The organism is Photobacterium obscurum (assembly GCF_026191635.1).
GTDB lineage: Bacteria > Pseudomonadota > Gammaproteobacteria > Enterobacterales > Vibrionaceae > Photobacterium > Photobacterium obscurum.
Genome location: NZ_JAKRRW010000002.1, coordinates 314264 through 332030, shown reverse-complemented (window position 1 = coordinate 332030; position 17767 = coordinate 314264). Strand labels below are relative to the sequence as shown.

The 17767-nt window shown below is 43.4% G+C and carries 13 protein-coding genes; 5 read left to right on the top strand and 8 right to left on the bottom strand.

Features of this window, described 5'->3' with window-relative positions; translation table 11 throughout:
* Positions 1–307 precede the first annotated feature (307 nt).
* From MD588_RS03700 to MD588_RS03685, 4 genes are all read right to left on the bottom strand, one after another.
* On the bottom strand, positions 308–763 hold the full coding sequence (locus MD588_RS03700; RefSeq protein WP_265695510.1) for a YaiI/YqxD family protein: 456 nt from the start codon (positions 761–763) through the stop codon (positions 308–310).
* 278 nt (positions 764–1041) lie between these two features.
* Positions 1042–2637 (bottom strand): ABC-F family ATPase, encoded by a 1596-nt coding sequence (locus tag MD588_RS03695; RefSeq protein WP_265695509.1) that lies wholly within the window; start codon positions 2635–2637, stop codon positions 1042–1044.
* Between the two features lie 167 nt (positions 2638–2804).
* Positions 2805–4250: a lipopolysaccharide biosynthesis protein gene (locus MD588_RS03690; RefSeq protein WP_265695508.1), complete on the bottom strand. Its 1446-nt coding sequence runs from the start codon at positions 4248–4250 to the stop codon at positions 2805–2807.
* 94 nt (positions 4251–4344) lie between these two features.
* Positions 4345–5283 carry a glycosyltransferase family 2 protein gene (locus MD588_RS03685; protein WP_265695507.1) on the bottom strand — a complete coding sequence of 313 codons (939 nt, stop codon included), beginning with the start codon at positions 5281–5283 and terminating at the stop codon, positions 4345–4347.
* A gap of 330 nt (positions 5284–5613) precedes the next feature.
* On the opposite strand from MD588_RS03685, the gene MD588_RS03680 reads away from it, so the two are divergent.
* Complete coding sequence (locus MD588_RS03680; RefSeq protein WP_265695506.1) at positions 5614–6774, top strand: glycosyltransferase; 1161 nt, start codon at positions 5614–5616, stop codon at positions 6772–6774.
* A 59-nt stretch (positions 6775–6833) separates the two neighbouring features.
* Here the strand turns inward: MD588_RS03680 and tdh are convergent, their stop codons facing one another.
* Together tdh and MD588_RS03670 are read right to left on the bottom strand one after the other, a co-directional pair.
* Positions 6834–7865: an L-threonine 3-dehydrogenase gene (gene tdh, locus MD588_RS03675; protein ID WP_265695505.1), complete on the bottom strand. Its 1032-nt coding sequence runs from the start codon at positions 7863–7865 to the stop codon at positions 6834–6836.
* 125 nt (positions 7866–7990) lie between these two features.
* Positions 7991–9184, bottom strand: a complete 1194-nt coding sequence (locus MD588_RS03670; protein WP_265695504.1) for a glycine C-acetyltransferase — start codon at positions 9182–9184, stop codon at positions 7991–7993.
* 189 nt (positions 9185–9373) lie between these two features.
* Between MD588_RS03670 and MD588_RS03665 the strand changes: the two genes are divergently transcribed.
* The 4 genes from MD588_RS03665 (at position 9374) to MD588_RS03650 (ending at position 14272) form a co-directional block, all read left to right on the top strand.
* Positions 9374–10297 (top strand): LysR family transcriptional regulator, encoded by a 924-nt coding sequence (locus tag MD588_RS03665; protein WP_265695503.1) that lies wholly within the window; start codon positions 9374–9376, stop codon positions 10295–10297.
* Positions 10298–10517: 220 nt separating this feature from the next.
* Positions 10518–10961, top strand: coding sequence for a DUF4174 domain-containing protein (locus tag MD588_RS03660; RefSeq protein ID WP_265695502.1), 444 nt, complete (start codon positions 10518–10520; stop codon positions 10959–10961).
* 123 nt (positions 10962–11084) lie between these two features.
* Positions 11085–12935 carry a maltodextrin glucosidase gene (malZ, locus tag MD588_RS03655; protein WP_407676538.1) on the top strand — a complete coding sequence of 617 codons (1851 nt, stop codon included), beginning with the start codon at positions 11085–11087 and terminating at the stop codon, positions 12933–12935.
* Positions 12936–13174: 239 nt separating this feature from the next.
* Complete coding sequence (locus MD588_RS03650; RefSeq protein WP_265695500.1) at positions 13175–14272, top strand: anhydro-N-acetylmuramic acid kinase; 1098 nt, start codon at positions 13175–13177, stop codon at positions 14270–14272.
* A 46-nt stretch (positions 14273–14318) separates the two neighbouring features.
* Here MD588_RS03650 and MD588_RS03645 read toward each other — a convergent pair whose 3' ends face one another.
* Positions 14319–16274 carry an ATP-binding protein gene (locus tag MD588_RS03645; RefSeq protein ID WP_265695493.1) on the bottom strand — a complete coding sequence of 652 codons (1956 nt, stop codon included), beginning with the start codon at positions 16272–16274 and terminating at the stop codon, positions 14319–14321.
* Between the two features lie 14 nt (positions 16275–16288).
* On the bottom strand, positions 16289–17131 hold the full coding sequence (locus MD588_RS03640; protein ID WP_265695491.1) for a sulfurtransferase: 843 nt from the start codon (positions 17129–17131) through the stop codon (positions 16289–16291).
* Between the last annotated feature and the right edge of the window lie 636 nt (positions 17132–17767).

Genomic DNA, 17767 nt, shown 5'->3' with positions numbered 1-17767 from the left:
AATTATATTGCGTTCAATATATTAAGATATTAGCCTAATTGAATATATTCAATTTATATTGTATCAATTTAGTGAAGTAATTATTCTAGAATAGAAGCGGTTCAAGTGCTCACAGAATAATACATAACAATATTTACAACAAAACTTGCTATTAATTTTAAAGTGCAACTAAATCACATTGAAGCAACATAGATACGTGCAAAAATACGATCAGGTACTTATACCAATCAGCATTGCTCAGATCGCAAAGAGAAAGGTGCAAAGAGGGGATTTCAGAGGGTGAAACCAAGTTCCCCTCTGTGATTAATTAGTGCTTTTTAAAGTTTTTAGCCAGGAATGCATCAAGCTTATTGGCAAAGTTCTGACGGTCAGACTGGCTCAGTGGTGCCGGCCCACCGGTTTGTACTCCAGAGCTGCGCATAGTTTCCATAAAGTCGCGCATCTGCAGGCGTTGTTTTATCGTGTCTTTGGTGTACATCTCCCCACGGGGATTTAATGCGTGGGCACCTTTAGTGATCAACTCATCAGCCAGTGGAATATCGGCTGTTATCACCAAATCCCCCACTTCGGACTGCTGTACAATATAATTATCTGCAACATCAAACCCAGACTCGACCTGAATCGATTTAATGTGAGGCGATGGCGGTACACGAACAAAATGGTTTGCCACTAAAGTGACAGCAACGCCTACTCGGTTTGCAGCACGAAACAATATTTCCTTTACTACGTTGGGACAAGCGTCTGCATCCACCCAAATTTTCATCGAAACTCCTCTTTTTTTTCCGTTATACCAATCTGGATAAGTAAATGCTCAGATAATTGTGCAGGAAAAATCGGTAAGAACAAGGCAGAAATTGCAGTAACTAGTGGTTCTAATTATAAAATTTCTAACGCCGTTATTATCGGTTTTAACCAGCAAGAATGATCAGATACTTATGTAGGTTGGTATTATACCCAGCAATTGAAAAATACTGGGTATAAGAAAGCCGCCTAATAATGGCGGCTCTCATATATTTCTATAGAAATTTATGCTGTCAGAAATTAACCGACAAGACCTTGCTTGCGTAGGTACTCTTCGTAAGTACCGTGGAAATCTTCGACACCGTCTTTCGTGATTTCGATGATACGTGTCGCAATCGAAGATACAAACTGACGGTCGTGAGAAACAAACATCAGGGTGCCCTTGAAGTTCTCTAGCGCCAGGTTCAATGCTTCGATCGATTCCATATCCATGTGGTTAGTAGGTTCGTCCATCAATAGAATGTTTGGCTTTTGCATGATTAGCTTACCAAACAGCATACGACCTTGTTCACCACCAGAAATTACTTTTACAGACTTCTTGATGTCATTCTGCGAGAACAGCATACGACCTAGGATACCACGAACAGTCTGCTCGTCGTCGCCTTCTTTTTTCCACTGACCCATCCAGTCAAGCAGTGTCATATCTTCTTCGAAATCTGCACTATGATCCTGCGCGTAGAAACCAATGTTATTGTTTTCCGACCACTTGATCATACCTTCCATCGGCTCCATCTGGCCAGCCAATGTATTTAGGAAAGTTGACTTACCAATACCGTTTTCACCAATGATCGCAATACGCTCACCCACTTCAACCAACAGTTTTACACCATTGATTAGAATGTTCTCGCCGTAGCCCTGCTTTAGGTCTTCAACTTCTAGTGCATTACGGAACAGCTCTTTTTCCTGTTCAAAGCGGATAAATGGAGATTGGCGGCTTGACGCTTTAACTTCATCAAGCTGAATCTTATCAAGCTGCTTCTGACGAGAAGTCGCCTGTTTCGCTTTTGATGCGTTAGCAGAGAAACGGCTAACGAAAGTCTGAAGATCAGCAATTTGCGCTTTCTTCTTCGCGTTATCAGCAAGTAGACGCTCACGAGCAGCTTCAGCCGCCGTCATGTATTCATCATAGTTACCCGGGAACAGGCGTAGCTCACCGTAATCCAAATCAGCCATGTGTGTACATACGCTGTTAAGGAAATGACGGTCGTGCGAAATGATGATCATTGTACAGTTACGCTCAAGCAGAACCTGCTCAAGCCAGCTGATTGTATGGATGTCCAGGTTGTTCGTTGGTTCGTCAAGTAGCATGATGTCTGGGTCTGCGAACAGAACCTGAGCAAGAAGAACACGAACCTTAAGACCCGGGGCAACTGCGCTCATTAGGCCGAAGTGCTGATCTTCAGGAATACCAAGACCAAGTAGCAACTCACCAGCACGCGCTTCAGCAGAGTAACCGTCCATTTCAGCGAATTCAGTTTCCAGATCCGCCACACGCATGCCGTCTTCTTCAGACATTTCAGGCAGCGAGTAAATACGGTCACGCTCTTCTTTGATTTTCCACAGTTCTTTGTGACCCATAATTACGGTATCAACAACTGTGTATTCTTCGAATGCAAACTGATCCTGACCCAATTTCGCCATACGCTCATTTGGGTCTTTTGAAACAGTACCAGCCGACTGCTCAAGTTCGCCACCCAAGATTTTCATGAATGTCGACTTACCACAGCCATTCGCGCCGATAAGACCGTAACGGTTACCTTCACCGAATTTAACTGAGATATTTTCAAACAATGGCTTATCGCCAAACTGCATTGTGATGTTAGCGGTAGAAATCAATGTACTGTTCCAATAATGATTTATTTATCAAGCATTAAAAAAGCTGCCCATTTTTGGCAGCTTCAGCCCTGTGATCGCGGCGAGTATATCAGGTTTCGTGAACCACATCACTCTCTGGGGTGATGAATATCACCGATAAATTCATTAAGTCGCATGAATCAGCATCTTTACGTAGATAAATTTCGCTTTATATTCAAGTAGGTTGTCCTATTCCTACCGTTCTTAATAACATTAGGAAAGACCTGACATCGAACTAGAACCACCAGCATGATGACACTTAATACTCCTCCAGCGCATAAACTTCCCCAGTAGTTAAGATGTGGTGAAGCAATCAGGTGGGCCACATAGGCGATCACTGAAACCAGGAGAGTTCTAAACACATTTGCATAGTGATATGGAAGAGGCAGACTGGCCTGACTGAATACATATAGCAACAACAAGCGCAATAAATAAACGCCAGCTAATACCCAAACGGCAGCCCAAATACCATACTGGGGGATCAACAAAAGATAACCGGTTACAGCAGCCGCTGCGCACCCCCATTGGATCCATACGAGCTCTGAATTAGCGTCTCCGCTATAACAGCCTAAATTAAGTAGATCCCCTGCATTCTTCAGACAGCTAACAAGCAGTAGCCCCACAACCAGGGATGCAGAAAGATGATACTCATCTGGCAAAAAGATCCCAATCAATCCCGGCACGGTCAATATCATCGCCGCGGTGACATAAATCCCAAGATTGGTTCCAAGCATTGCATTATCAGCACAGCGTCGCTTTCCATCTGGCTCCTGCAATATTTGAAATCTATTCGGAAACCACCACAGTGTAAATGGCTGCATCAGTAAACTCATAATCAAGGCAAATTTAACAGCAACCGCATAAACAGCCAACGACTCTACTCCAACTTGAGCAGCCAATATCCAGCGATCCAAGCCCGTTATCGCGTATAACCCGATGGTACTGATAACAACCGGCCCGCCGTACTTCAATATCTTTGCGGACATACCTAGATGCCCCAGTGAGCCCATTTGCCGCCACTGATAACTTAATAAACAAAGCAAGAGCAAAACGCTGGAAGTGCTTGATGCAATCAAAATCGCATCGATCCCCCACCCGAGTTCAAGCATTACGATGCTTACCAATGCCTGTATAACGGCTTTAACTACACTTACTAAACAAAACCACTTTGCCAGAGCCTGCATTCGCATTAGGGTCATCGGGATTGCAATCACCCCATCTAGCAGTGCCGGGACAATAATTAACATGACTTGATACCCACGGAGCTCTACGGGCAAAGTCGCAAGTAGCCAGGGCAGCATTAGCGAAGCCAGTACAATGCCTACCCCCGCAACACACAAACTCATCGTGAAGCAATTCGAGATGAGCTGCTTTCTCTCTTTATCATCACTGCTACCGACAAAACGATGCAAGGCCTCAACAATTCCCATCCCTGCAAGAATTGCAACAAAGTCAGCCAGCAATACTAGACTCTCCAATGTCCCAAATTGGTGTGGTGACAACTGGCGGGTTATATAAGGGATCATCAATAGTGACACCCCTTTCATCATTATGATACCAACGCCATAATAAGCAGACTGTTTTAAGGCACTCATAATAATCCTTCTTTGGCCAGAGAGCTGGCTTTTGATAACAGAAAACCTTGTCGCTCAACCGCATATTTGAACTACATGTGTTTAATAAAGCCAATTAATTAAAGTGAGGCTTATTAACCGTAAGTATCTTTTTAAGATTACCGAGCGTGTTTTTAATCCGCCTCAACCGAGGGTCTATCAACAGGGAGTGTAAGTCATAGTGTAAAGCTGAGTACAAATCCCCTCTTGTTCTAAAGTAATCTGCATAACCTTCTTTAAGCCGAGCCCTCGCTAGCGAAATTGATTTTTTACTAATGGTTTTATTGTTTTGCTGATAATCATCAATAACCTTTGAAATAGAAACTAAGTGGTTGAACCGCTTTGCGTCAGTTTGGGTAATCGAGCCTTGCCGCATAAGATAACCTGTATATGTCTTCGTTAAGGCTGCGATATCAAAACACTCACATACTTTCAACCAATATTGCCAGTCTTCGCAATACGTCATTTTTTCATTGAACCCACCAAGTACCTCGAATACTTTCTTGTCTATCATGACTGTCGAGGTCCCTATTATGTTATGAGCAAAAATCTCATCTAAAGGGTTCTCAATAAAATGAACTGGACAATCAATATCATCCAGCTGATTCCAATATGAGAAACAATCAATAATCTTGTCATATCTCTGATTCAGGTGGTCATAGTTAGTAAAGCTCAAAGCAATATTTCTGTTTCGCTGGTGTATTGCCAGCTGAGCTGAAATTTTCCCCGGGTACCAATAATCATCAGCATCCAAAAAAGCAATATACCTCCCCTTAGATTGTTTTATTGCTAGGTTCCGTGCTGAAGCCGCACCAACCCCGCTAGTTGTAATAACATGAACATTACTATGTTCCGAGCTTATTCGTTTTAAATATTCTGCAGTACCATCATCACTATTATCATCAACGATTGTAATTTCAATATTTTTGTAGTCCTGAGATAAAACGCTTCCGATCGCTATTGGTAAATAAGGTAAACAATTATAGGTTGGTATCACAACAGAAACTTTATCCATAATATAATTCCTATTTATTGTATAGCATCAATATCAGCAGTTTTTATACCTAACCAGCACTACAGCGAGCTGATACCACATACCGAACTAAAACGAATAATACTGACAACATAAAAGACATACAAAACAACACCTTAAAATCACAAACCATTTGACAGCGTTACTTATATAACAATCAATAAAATCTCCCCCCGACCTTTCTTCAACACACTACGGCCACATTTTTTTATATGCATTGCAATATGCAAAGAATCCTCCCTACTGATGCTTTCTATTGTAGGCATAGTTATTGCTCTTCTAGTGTAACCAAGTATTTTTGAGAGTATGACAATGAAGAAAATTGCTTTTGTTGCTCCGACATTTCCGGTTCTAAGCGAAACGTTTATTCGAACAGAAATAGACTCAATTCAAGCTTGTGGTCATAAAGTATGTATGATGACCTTCAAAAAACATCTTTCAGCTCAAAAATTCAAATATCCTATCTATGAAATTGGCCAATTTTTTAGCTTGGCTTTCATTACTCGAATGACCCCTCGCCAGTTGATTCAGTTTATGCGTTTTATTCTGAGCCAAAAGTCGATGCCCAAACGTTCACTATTCCTCTACAGCATCAAACTCGCTTCTCAATTGGCCAAACTCAATATTGACCATGTTCATGCACACTTTGCCCAACATACAGCGTCGCATAGCATTGCAGCGGCAAAACTCATCGGCATTTCCTGCTCTTTTGTTGCCCATGGCCATGATATTTACGAGTCCCCTTTTGATGTTCGATTAAAATTGGACAGCAGTGATTTTACCGTTGCCGTGTGCAATGACATGAAACAAGATTTCATCAAGCTAAGTAACAATAATATCAAGCTGCTTCATTGTGGTGTCAAAACCACGCTATTCAAACCGCAACCAAAACTAAACCGTAACAACATACAACTTGTATTTGTAGGTCGCCTTATCGAAGCCAAGGGCGTCAGCTATTTATTACGTAGCCTGCAAGGATTATGCGGAAAATACCCAATATCAATCGATATCATTGGCGATGGCGAGCTAGCCGAAGATCTACGCCAGCAAGCATCAGAGTTGGGACTAACTCCCTATGTTCACTTTCTCGGTGCCAAGGAACCTAGTTGGTTACAAGCAAACCTTCCTCAATATGACTGTCTTGTGGCTCCTTTCTGTTCAACAGCATCAGGCTTGATTGATACTGGCCCTGTCGTTTTAAAAGAGGCCATGGCAGTTGGTCTCCCCGTTATTACTACGAATATTATGGGATGCAAGGAAATCGTCGGCCCCAATACTGGCTTGCTGGTAAACCAGAAGGACGAGCTCTTACTTGCTCAGGCGATAGAGAGGTTCGTTTCCCTGCCCGAGGAGAAACGGCTTGAAATGGGGCAATTGGCACGTAAGAACATTGAGCAGAATTTTGATGCAACCAAGCAAGCAAGAATCTTATCAGGCTGGATTGAGAACATCTCTCCCTGTTCAACAACTTAAAAAACAAAAGCGAGCCAAAATGGCTCGCTTTCTATATCTAATCTACTAGCTGGAAAGGCTTATTCCCAATCAAGAATAACTTTACCTGACATACCTGAGCGCATGACATCAAAGCCCTGCTGGAAGTCATCAATCTTGTAATGGTGAGTGATGATCGGAGTCAGATCCAGACCTGACTGGATGAGGCTCGCCATCTTATACCAAGTCTCAAACATTTCACGACCATAGATGCCCTTGATAATCAGTCCCTTGAAGATCACCTGGTTCCAGTCGATACCCATATCTGATGGTGGAATACCCAGCAGAGCAATCTTTCCGCCATGGTTCATGCCAGTTAGCATGCTATTGAAGGCTGAAGGGTTACCAGACATTTCTAGACCAACATCAAAACCTTCAGTCATGCCTAGATCTGCCATCACGTCTTCAAGCTTTTCATTGGCAACGTTCACCGCGCGGGTCACGCCCATTTCGCGAGCAAGATCCAAGCGGTACTCGTTAACGTCTGTGATTACAACATGGCGAGCACCAACGTGCTTAGCCACTGCCGCTGCCATAATACCAATCGGGCCAGCACCAGTGATCAGTACATCTTCACCAACAAGGTCAAACGACAATGCAGTGTGTACAGCATTACCAAACGGGTCGAAGATAGATGCAAGATCATCAGAAATTTCATCAGGGATCTTAAACGCATTGAACGCAGGAATTACAAGGAACTCTGCAAATGCCCCCTCACGGTTTACACCAACACCTGTGGTGTTGCGGCAAAGGTGAGTACGGCCACCACGGCAGTTACGGCAGTGACCACAAGTAATATGGCCTTCACCTGAAACACGATCGCCAATTTCAAAGCCACGAACTTCCTGGCCAATACCAACGACTTCACCCACGTACTCGTGACCAACAACCATCGGTACAGGGATCGTTTTCTGAGACCATTCATCCCAGTTATAAATATGAACGTCAGTACCACAAATGGCTGTTTTCTTGATTCGGATAAGCAGATCGTTATGGCCCAACTCAGGCTTCTCAACTTCTGTCATCCAGATGCCTTCTTCAGGCTTTAGCTTAGAAAGAGCTTTAATTTTCATGACCTTTATCTCAACAAATTCTTTATTGGATTGAAGATTTCAGGAGTGAGTTACCACTTTTTTTATTGGAGTATATTCTACTCACCCCTGACTTTTGTTTCGGCAGTTTAACGGTGAGAAACCGTTTAGATGATGCCCATCTCTTTGCCTACTTCGATAAATGCATCGATGGCTTTATCAAGTTGCTCACGGGTATGAGCAGCAGACATCTGAGTTCGAATACGCGCCTGGCCTTTTGGTACAACAGGGAAAGAGAACCCAACAACATAGATACCTTTTTCTAGTGCACGCTCTGCAAATTCAGCAGCGACTTTCGCATCACCCAGCATAATAGGAATAATTGCGTGATCAGCACCACCCATGGTGAAACCGGCAGCTTCCATACGTGCACGGAAATGAGCCGCGTTGTCCCATAGCTGATCGCGTAGCGAACCACTTTCTTCAAGTAGGTCTAGTACACGGATAGACGCTGAAACAATCGCAGGTGCTACAGAGTTAGAGAATAGGTATGGACGAGAACGCTGACGCAACCAGTCGATCACTTCTTTCTTACCAGCAGTATAACCGCCTGATGCCCCACCCATTGCTTTACCCAACGTACCTGTGATGATGTCGATACGATCGATCACATCATGGTATTCGTGAGTACCACGGCCGTTTGCGCCCATGAAGCCCACAGCGTGAGAATCATCAACCATGACCAAAGCATCATATTTGTCTGCAAGATCACAAATCGCCGGAAGGTTCGCCACTACGCCGTCCATCGAGAATACACCGTCAGTAACAATCAGCTTATGACGAGCACCCGCTTCATTAGCCGCAATTAGCTGCTCTTCCAGCTCTTGCATGTTGTTGTTGGAATAGCGGAAACGTTTAGCCTTACATAGGCGAACACCGTCGATGATCGATGCGTGGTTCAACGCATCAGAAATGATTGCATCTTCAGCGCCTAGGATAGTTTCGAAAAGTCCGGCGTTGGCATCGAAGCAAGAAGTGTAAAGAATGGTATCTTCCATTCCCAGAAAGTTAGATAGCTTGCGCTCTAGCTCTTTGTGAGAGTCCTGAGTACCACAGATAAAGCGTACAGACGCCATACCGAAGCCGTGCTGATCCATACCCGCTTTAGCCGCTTCGATAAGATCAGGGTGATTGGCAAGGCCAAGGTAGTTGTTCGCACAGAAGTTAAGAACTTCTTCACCCGACTGGATAGAAACTGCCGCTTTTTGTGCAGATGTGATTATACGTTCAGATTTGTATAAACCTTCAGCTTTTACTTGTTCTATTTGCTGATTGATTTGGTCGTAGAATGCAGCTGACATGATGTTCCTCTCAATAATGACTTAGGTGAATACAAGCCTTAACCGCATTCACCAAGCAATAATCCATATAATCAGGTTAGGTGATTTACCTGAAAAAATGTTCAATTAACAGGATGTTTGAACTCCATCCATTCTAATTCAAGCGCATTCAGACTATTATCCCCTGACCTGGAAAAGGACTATTGAACTATGGACACAAATAAACTGATTGCCCTTATGCCAGAACTGGCTGTTTTTAAAATTGTTGTTGATGAAGGCAGCTTTACCGCAGCGGCCAAAAAGCTAGGCGTCACCCCGTCGGCACTGAGTAAGCAGCTCTCGCGACTTGAGCATACGCTATCGGCCAAGCTGCTTGAGAGAACAACCCGCAAGCTAGTGATCACCGAATCCGGTAAAGGCATCTACGATCAATGTAGTGCGATCCTCGATACAACCAAACAAATTGTCGAATTCACCAGCTCAGAGCATACGACGCCTTCTGGCACGCTCTCGGTTGCAGCCCCTAAGGCCTTCTTGAGTATTGTCTTGCAACCGCTGGTCACCCCGTTTCTGACCAAGTACCCCGACATCGAGTTAAAACTCAAAGCATCTGACGGCGAGATTGACCTGGTTTCAGAAGGAATCGATGTCGTTTTCCGCCTAACCGAAAAGCCCACTGAAGGACTGGTGCTAAAGCAGCTCGGGAAAGTAAGCCTAAGCCTATGCGCGAGCCCTGATTATCTCGCGAGACGTGGCACACCTGTCGTTCCGACAGATCTCCATAAGCATGACTGTATTTACCTAGGGGAAACAGCCACCGACCATATCTGGGATTTTGTCAAAGATGATCTTTTCCATACTATACCGGTAACAGGGCGCTATGCGGTTAACCACTCGCAAATGCGCCTGAAGGGCGTTATCGATGGATTAGGTATCGGAATTTTTCCCGACTTTGTGATCAAGAAAGCACTGGAAGAAGGAACTGTTAAAGAAGTGCTTAGCGACTGGACAATTAAAGGGAACTACCAAGGCGACATTGCACTGCAATTTGCCCAGACTAAATTTATGCCAGCTCGCCTGCGCGTTTTCATTGATTACGTATCAGAGCATCTCTATCAATATACCGTTCATTAAAGCATGACTTAGCTACTTCTAGTACCTTGCCACATAAGGTACTAGCACAAATGCGTAAAATTGTGCTCTCATTCCATAGACTATACTGGTTTTAATACATTTATCGCTTGATGGTAACTGGTCACACCCGCGATGGTCCAAATCGCCAAGTATGCCGTTACTATTTGTATTGCTCCCTGACAGCACGGCGGGGAGGACTGACAGAGTCAGGAGGGCAACAATGAAAGTTATAAATTGTTGTTTGTACTCAGCACTACTTCTTTTTAGCGTTGCCAGCTTTTCTTATCCGGCAGATTCGCTTCATTGGAATCATCGCAGCATCTTATTCTTTGCTCCTGAAAAAGATCACTACGTTCAAGAGTTCATCAAACAAACCCTGATGAATGGCTGCCAACTTCAAGAAAGAGACATCAAAACCGTTATCATCACCCGCGACGGGTTTAATCAACCAGCAAATTTTTTCAGTGCTGACGATATTCGATATCTTGAGCAAAAATACAATATTGCGACAGATACCCATACCGCCATCCTGATCGGAAAAGATGGCTTGGAAAAATACCGTTGGGGGGAAGAAACTAACTGGAACTACCTCACCGAGCTCGTTGACAGCATGCCACTCCGGCAAAAAGAAATGTCCTTTCGCCAGAGTCGCTGTTCAATCTGATCTCATAGCCTATCTACGCCTCCCCGGCTACGCCGGATCTTTTGTCCTTGGGGGGGATTTATTTTTGTCTGCAAGCCAGTATCTTGTTATCAATGACACTCTACATGGCTATTAATTACAATGATGAAAACGCCCTATTTATACCACGGACAAGATGCGTTCTGGGTTGTTCCTAACCCGCACAGCATGATGCTAACTCTAGTTAGTGAATCTGACACATTAATTTCGGCTATTTTCATTCGTTGTGAGCCAGACAACGAAGAAAAGCTTGTTGATATGGAACGCGGAGAAACTCGTGGTCGATTACAGTATTGGCATGGTGAAATTCCGCTAAATAACGATAAGCCACTCACTCATTATTGTTTTAAAGTAATGCAGAACAGCCGTCAGTGGTGGCTTCACGGCAATGGTATTTCACCACGAGTACCAGGCAAAGAATCGCACTTCAAATACAACCGCCAAGACCAACCACCAGCCTGGGTGAAGCAACAAGTCTTTTACCAGATCTTTCCCGACCGATTTGCCAATGGTGATCCGTCCATCAGTGTCCGCACGGGAGAATACTGCCTTAAAGGTGATAAGCGCCCAACTCTCGCCAAAGAATGGGGCGAATCCGTCTCAGAACATGGCGTCAACGGCCCAAACGAATTTTACGGGGGCGACTTAAAGGGGATTCACGACAAATTCGATTACCTTCAGGAGCTGGGCGTTACGGCCCTGTACCTGAACCCAATTTTCACGGCGCCCAGCAACCATAAATATGACACAACCGATTACCAACAGATTGACCCGCACCTAGGAACCAATGCGCAATTTGCCGAGATGGTAGCCGATCTTCACAATCGTGATATGAAAATCATGTTGGATGCAGTATACAACCACACCTCGGTGAACCACCCTTGGTTTGATATGTACCAATGCAACAAGGGGGAGCCCGGAGCTTATAACCATCCAGAATCCAAATATCGCCACTACTACCAATTCGCGGGGAACGGCAACGATTATATCGGCTGGAATGGTATCGCTACCCTACCAAAGCTCAACTTCTCAAATCCTGAGGTACAAAACTATATCTATGCCGGAGAAAACGCGGTTATCAAGCAATGGCTTCGCCCACCTTACAATGTAGATGCGTGGCGCTTCGATGTTATCCACATGCTTGGTGAAGGCGCTGGCGCCACCAATAACGCCCATTATGTACGAGCGTTCCGTGATTCCGCCAAGTCCGTGAATCCAGATTGTTATGTGCTGGGGGAGCATTTTTTTGAAGCGAGCAACTGGCTGCAAGGTGATCAAGAAGATGGCGCAATGAATTATTATGGTTTTGCCCACCCAATTCGTGCTTTCTTCGCCCAAAAAGATATTGCCTATCACAACTGCCAGATTGAGGCAGAGGAGCTAGTCGACTGGCTAAACGAAGCGCGCAGTAAAATTCCATGGCTTAACCAGCTATCACAGCTAAACCAGCTAGACAGCCATGATACGATGCGCTTTCTGACCATGCTGGGCAACGACAGTGAAACCATGCAACTCGCATTATTGATGCTGTTCGCCTACATCGGTACCCCGTGCATTTACTACGGCACCGAGGTTGCCCTTGAAGGCGGTCAGGATCCTGATAACCGCCGTTGTTTCCCGTGGGAAAGAGCAGAACACTCCCACCCGATGTTTGAATACGTTCAAAAGCTAATTGGGATCCGGAAAGCGTCCAAATCTTTACAGGAAGGCAGCCTTCAGTGGTTGGTGGCTGAACATCAGCATCTTGCTTTTGCCCGCACACTGAACAACGAGGTGAATATCTGCCTAATCAACAATAGTTCGAATGCCAAGACTATCGAGGTACCTCTGTGGCAACTAGGCCTTGAAGACGCACTACTCAAAGATCAGCTAACGAATGACGAGTGGCAGACAAAAGATGGGATATTGTCTATTACATTAGCCGGCAAAGAAGGGTTGCTGCTGACAACCGTTTAACCAATAATGCCAATTCCATTAATTATCTAACCATTCAGCTAATTTGTGGATTTGCTACAAGTCTATTTCTGGCCAGTCGCGACTGGCCAGAATTACACAGCCTCACGACTCGAACGCCACCCCAGCCCACCACAAAAGCATCTTCGAATAACCGTTGCGGTGATATTCTCGACCATGTAGATTATTCAGTTTGGTATTAACACTTATTGAACAGTCATTTGCACATCATAGGGGCAAAGATGGGAAGAGAACGTTACATCGGGATCATGTCCGGTACCAGTATGGATGGCGTCGATACGGTATTAGTCGAGATAGAAGACAACAATATTCAGCTGCTTTGCGAACATTCCTTTCCTATGGGGGAAAACCTCAAGCAGTCACTACTCGATATTTGCTTAGGGCAGCCAACGAACCTTCAGGCAATTGGCGAACTTGATCACCGACTAGGCCACCTCTTTGCTGACGCAGTCCTCGCATTACTGGACAAAGCCCAAGTCAAAGCATCTTCGATCAAAGCCATCGGTAGCCATGGGCAGACGGTGTTTCATTCACCGGATTCAGAATACGCCTTCACCATGCAACTTGGCGATGCCAATATCATTTCAGCCAAAACAGGTATTACAACGATTGCCGATTTCAGGCGCAAAGATATGGCATATGGCGGTCAGGGAGCACCGCTCGTACCCGCATTTCATCAACAGTTGTTTAGCCAACCACACCTATCCCGTGTCATCTTAAATATCGGCGGAATAGCCAATATCACTGTTCTAAGCCCAGGAAAGCCAGTTACGGGTTATGATACAGGACCGGGAAATATGTTAATGGATGCGTGGATCAACAAGCACAAGAGCCTGCGCTATGATAAAGAAGGCAATTGGGCAAAGTCGGGGGAAGTCAACATGGCTTTGCTCCACTCACTGATAAGCGATCCGTATTTTTTACTCCAGCCTCCGAAAAGTACTGGTCGAGAATTATTTAACCTGACTTGGCTGACAGATCACCTTCAAGATTGCCAGATCAGCCCTGAGAATGTTCAACGAACCTTAGCCGAGTTTACCGCCCTAACCATCGCCAATGACGTCAACAAAGAGTCCCCTGGAGAATTGCTTGTTTGTGGCGGCGGAGCCCATAACCCGTTGATAATGGATAGATTAACCAAACTATTACCTGATTGGGAAGTAATGACGACAGCAGAACAAGGAGTTGATATTGATAACATGGAGGCAATGGCTTTTGCCTGGTTAGCATACCGTACCCTACACCAGTTACCGGGTAACTTACCCGAAGTGACAGGGGCACAACAAGTGGCTTGCCTCGGTGCCATTTATCCGTCCTAACATTAAGTAAATACTGCTGTATTGGGTGTACTGACGTTGCGAGTTTTTACAGACTTCGCCTGCTAAAATTTGAATTGCCAGTACGCCCTAACATTTTTTCCAGACTTGCGTACAATTTAACTTTTTCAATCGGCTTTGCGACATAGTCATCCATTCCGCTGTTGTAACACCGTTTTTTCTCATCATTTAGAACATTGGCGGTCAGCGCGATAATGGAGGGAGGCTGATTGGTTGATAAAGCACGAATTTTCTCCGTGGCTTCCAGGCCGCCCATATTCGGCATCTGGCAGTCCATCAGAATTACATCGACATTATTTGCCTTCATAAAATTCAATGCTTGCAAGCCATCATCAACAATTGTCACCTGTTCCAAGCCCAGACTTTTCAAAAGGGCTCTTATCAATTGCTGATTTACCCGGCTATCTTCCGCAACCAAAATATGCCTGTCAGAATACAATGAAAGATCCATCTCAACCGTTTCGTTAACCATCTTAGTGGTAGACTCTGGGCTTTTTTTCAACGTCACATCAAAAGAGAACTCTGTCCCTTTCCCAGGTTGACTCGTTACCTTCAACTTGCTTCCCATCAATTTGCACAGACGACTGGAGATAGCCAACCCAAGTCCTGTACCACCAAATTGGCGCGAAATTGACCCATCGGCCTGGGTATATGAATCAAAGATAAATGATAATTTTTCCGCTTCAATGCCGATACCAGTATCCTGTACCTTCATTGAAAAACGGCTACTTTTCTTACTATCCCCAACTAAGGTCAACTCCAGACTTACGTTACCCTTGTGGGTAAATTTCACGGCGTTACCCAGTAAATTGATTAAGACCTGACGGATCCGATGTTCATCTCCACGGTACATAGTGGCTGTTTGCCTATCTATATGATAATCAAGCAACAAACCTTTTTTTGATGCCTCATTCTGAACCGTATGAATACAACTTTTAACGAGCCTCCCTAGATCAAAATCATCGCACCTAAGTTCCACCTTACCAGTTTCAATTTTTGAATAATCCAGAATCTCATTGATAATAGAAAGCAACGAGGTCGCAGAATCTTTGAGGTAGGTAACCTGCCGCCTTGATTCATCATCCAACGGATTTCCTTCGAGGCATTGAATGAAGCCAAGTACCCCGTTCATCGGAGTTCTAATTTCATGGCTCATATTCGCCATAAATTCAGTTTTGAGCTTTAAGGCCGTATTCAGTTCTTTGGTTTTTTCAGCAAGGCGATTATTTAATGCTGCCATTTTTTCATCTCGTCGATGAATTGAACGGTCAACAGTTTGAATTTTTCTTGCCAAACACCCTACCTCCCCTTCCAATATTTTCAAACCATCAATAGCAACATTTCCTTCACCAACATTTGGTAATATTTCTATCAAAGCATTCAGAGGTTTAGTTATCTTTTTGTGCATATAATACAGAATGAATGCAAGCATAGTAATAAATGGAAATGCAAACAATGCCAACTGCTGGAACATATTATAAATAGCCTGAACTGAACAGTAATGCACAACATATTTTGCAACAGGCTTATTATTAAACATCAATGGATAGCCCAATTTATAGTTCATATTCAAAAATGACACACCGTCCTGATATGGAAGTGCATGATTAATGGCTGACGGGTCATTATTTTTAACATAAAAATGCAGTAGGTTATTATTGAAATCATAAACTGAAAGAGAACCGACCTCCTCATAGTTGCTTAGTAACCGGTTTAGCTCTATAGCTTTTTCAGTACTACCAAAAAGTGCAGCATCAATAATTAACTTACTTGATGCATTCATCAGTACTTGCACATCTTTTACAACTCTTTCTGTGCTGTTCTTGAATGTTAAAAGCAATGCAGTGGCAACAGATATAAACATAATCAGACCTATTACCATGTATATTTTCCGAGCCAAAACACCCTGAGAAATTTTTCTGGCTCTCATTCTTTCATACAATTTTGATTCAACTGATTTTGAAGTCATAAATAAATCAGGCATAATAACTATCTCGCCTATTTCTCAGTAGGAAGGTTATTCGCAGACCAATCCAGCCACGATCCATCATAATGAGCGACATCGAAACCTGAACGCTTGAGCAAATAATAACTTAATGTTGCTGCTTTTCCTCTATTACAGTACGTGATATTTTTTTTACTCTTATCAAGGGAAGAAAATAGCTCAAGCAGTTCATTTTGAGGCTTTAATATTGTTTCTCCTTCATTTGTTGAAACGAAAAAGTCCGCGATTGATAAATGACGGGCACGAGGAATATGACCATAAACATGCGTAACTGAGCGATTTCCCTTAAATTCGGATAATGTTCTGGAGTCGTAGAGTTGATAATCAAGGCTATAAGTGGCTACCTTTGCCACCATTGTACTAGCATACGTATCAGAGTTAAAAACAGGTAGATAATTGCTACGGATAGGCATGCTAACTTGCCTAGTATAACTATAATTCTTCCGCCATTGCTTAAAACCTACATCAAGAATTGCAATATTATTATGGCCGTATAATTCCATTACCCAAAACATACGAGCCGCATCTAGCAAGCGACCGTCATCATATAGCACCACCAGCTTACGCTTATTCAATCCTTTGCTTTGTAGCAGTGGCGTGATTTTATTCTTATCTTTAACATAGTAAATATCATTATTAACCATATATGTATCACTAACAGGAAAACTAATAGCTCCAGGAATATGTCCAAGAATATATTCTTCCGTTGGGCGAGTGTCATAAATGATAACATCATGACTACCAAGCTTGTTGTTTAGCCATTCGGCACTCACTGCATGCTTGGTCCCTACCGTTTGTGCCTTTGGCAAAGAGCTAAACAATAAGGAAGTAAACATTGTAATTATCCAGATTATTTGAATGTTTTGTATTCGCCTCATACTAACTCCTAAATCATAATATTTCAGGAACCAAGAAAACCGCTGAGGTTATTTTTTATGGTCATACTGCTGTACCTAAATCAAACGGAGCAAATTTCTTGCCAAGAGTAAACCCCATTAACACCCTGAAAAATATGGATTAACCCTCGTCTTACAAAGGTACGCATTGCCAAAACGCATAATGCAATGCGATTTTGAGAAAGGATAAACCCAGCCATATGGGCGACTTAAGGGGCAATAGCTAAAAGTGTGCCTCATAGACACAGCTATAAGTCACAGATGATGTTGGAGCACCACTTCACGTTCAATTACCGCTTAATCTGACTAACAACGCCCCCTTGGTCTCTTCACACCCGCTAGCAATATAGCTAACGACAAATCTCACTGTTTAGTAGTTACATTTGCTCAAATCTGGTCACTAATTGTTTGAATAAAACACCAAAAGTAAATAAATCGTTAAAAAATAAGTGCGATCACCTTGTCCTATTAACACGGGATTTTTCACCATAAATATGACAAAGATCACCCCTTTTCACCGACAAAGATCACATTTACAAGTCATTAATTTTACTAGGATAAAAACAACGCAAACGT

Bases quoted from the DNA above. Each gene is read 5' to 3' on its own strand.
- MD588_RS03645 (WP_265695493.1), bottom strand. From the start codon at position 16,274: ATGCCTGATTTATTTATGACTTCAAAATCAGTTGAATCAAAATTGTAT.
- MD588_RS03700 (WP_265695510.1), bottom strand. From the start codon at position 763: ATGAAAATTTGGGTGGATGCAGACGCTTGTCCCAACGTAGTAAAGGAA.
- MD588_RS03665 (WP_265695503.1), top strand. From the start codon at position 9,374: ATGGACACAAATAAACTGATTGCCCTTATGCCAGAACTGGCTGTTTTT.
- MD588_RS03660 (WP_265695502.1), top strand. From the start codon at position 10,518: ATGAAAGTTATAAATTGTTGTTTGTACTCAGCACTACTTCTTTTTAGC.
- MD588_RS03670 (WP_265695504.1), bottom strand. From the start codon at position 9,184: ATGTCAGCTGCATTCTACGACCAAATCAATCAGCAAATAGAACAAGTA.
- malZ (WP_407676538.1), top strand. From the start codon at position 11,085: ATGAAAACGCCCTATTTATACCACGGACAAGATGCGTTCTGGGTTGTT.
- MD588_RS03650 (WP_265695500.1), top strand. From the start codon at position 13,175: ATGGGAAGAGAACGTTACATCGGGATCATGTCCGGTACCAGTATGGAT.
- MD588_RS03680 (WP_265695506.1), top strand. From the start codon at position 5,614: ATGAAGAAAATTGCTTTTGTTGCTCCGACATTTCCGGTTCTAAGCGAA.
- MD588_RS03690 (WP_265695508.1), bottom strand. From the start codon at position 4,250: ATGAGTGCCTTAAAACAGTCTGCTTATTATGGCGTTGGTATCATAATG.
- MD588_RS03685 (WP_265695507.1), bottom strand. From the start codon at position 5,283: ATGGATAAAGTTTCTGTTGTGATACCAACCTATAATTGTTTACCTTAT.
- tdh (WP_265695505.1), bottom strand. From the start codon at position 7,865: ATGAAAATTAAAGCTCTTTCTAAGCTAAAGCCTGAAGAAGGCATCTGG.
- MD588_RS03640 (WP_265695491.1), bottom strand. From the start codon at position 17,131: ATGTTTACTTCCTTATTGTTTAGCTCTTTGCCAAAGGCACAAACGGTA.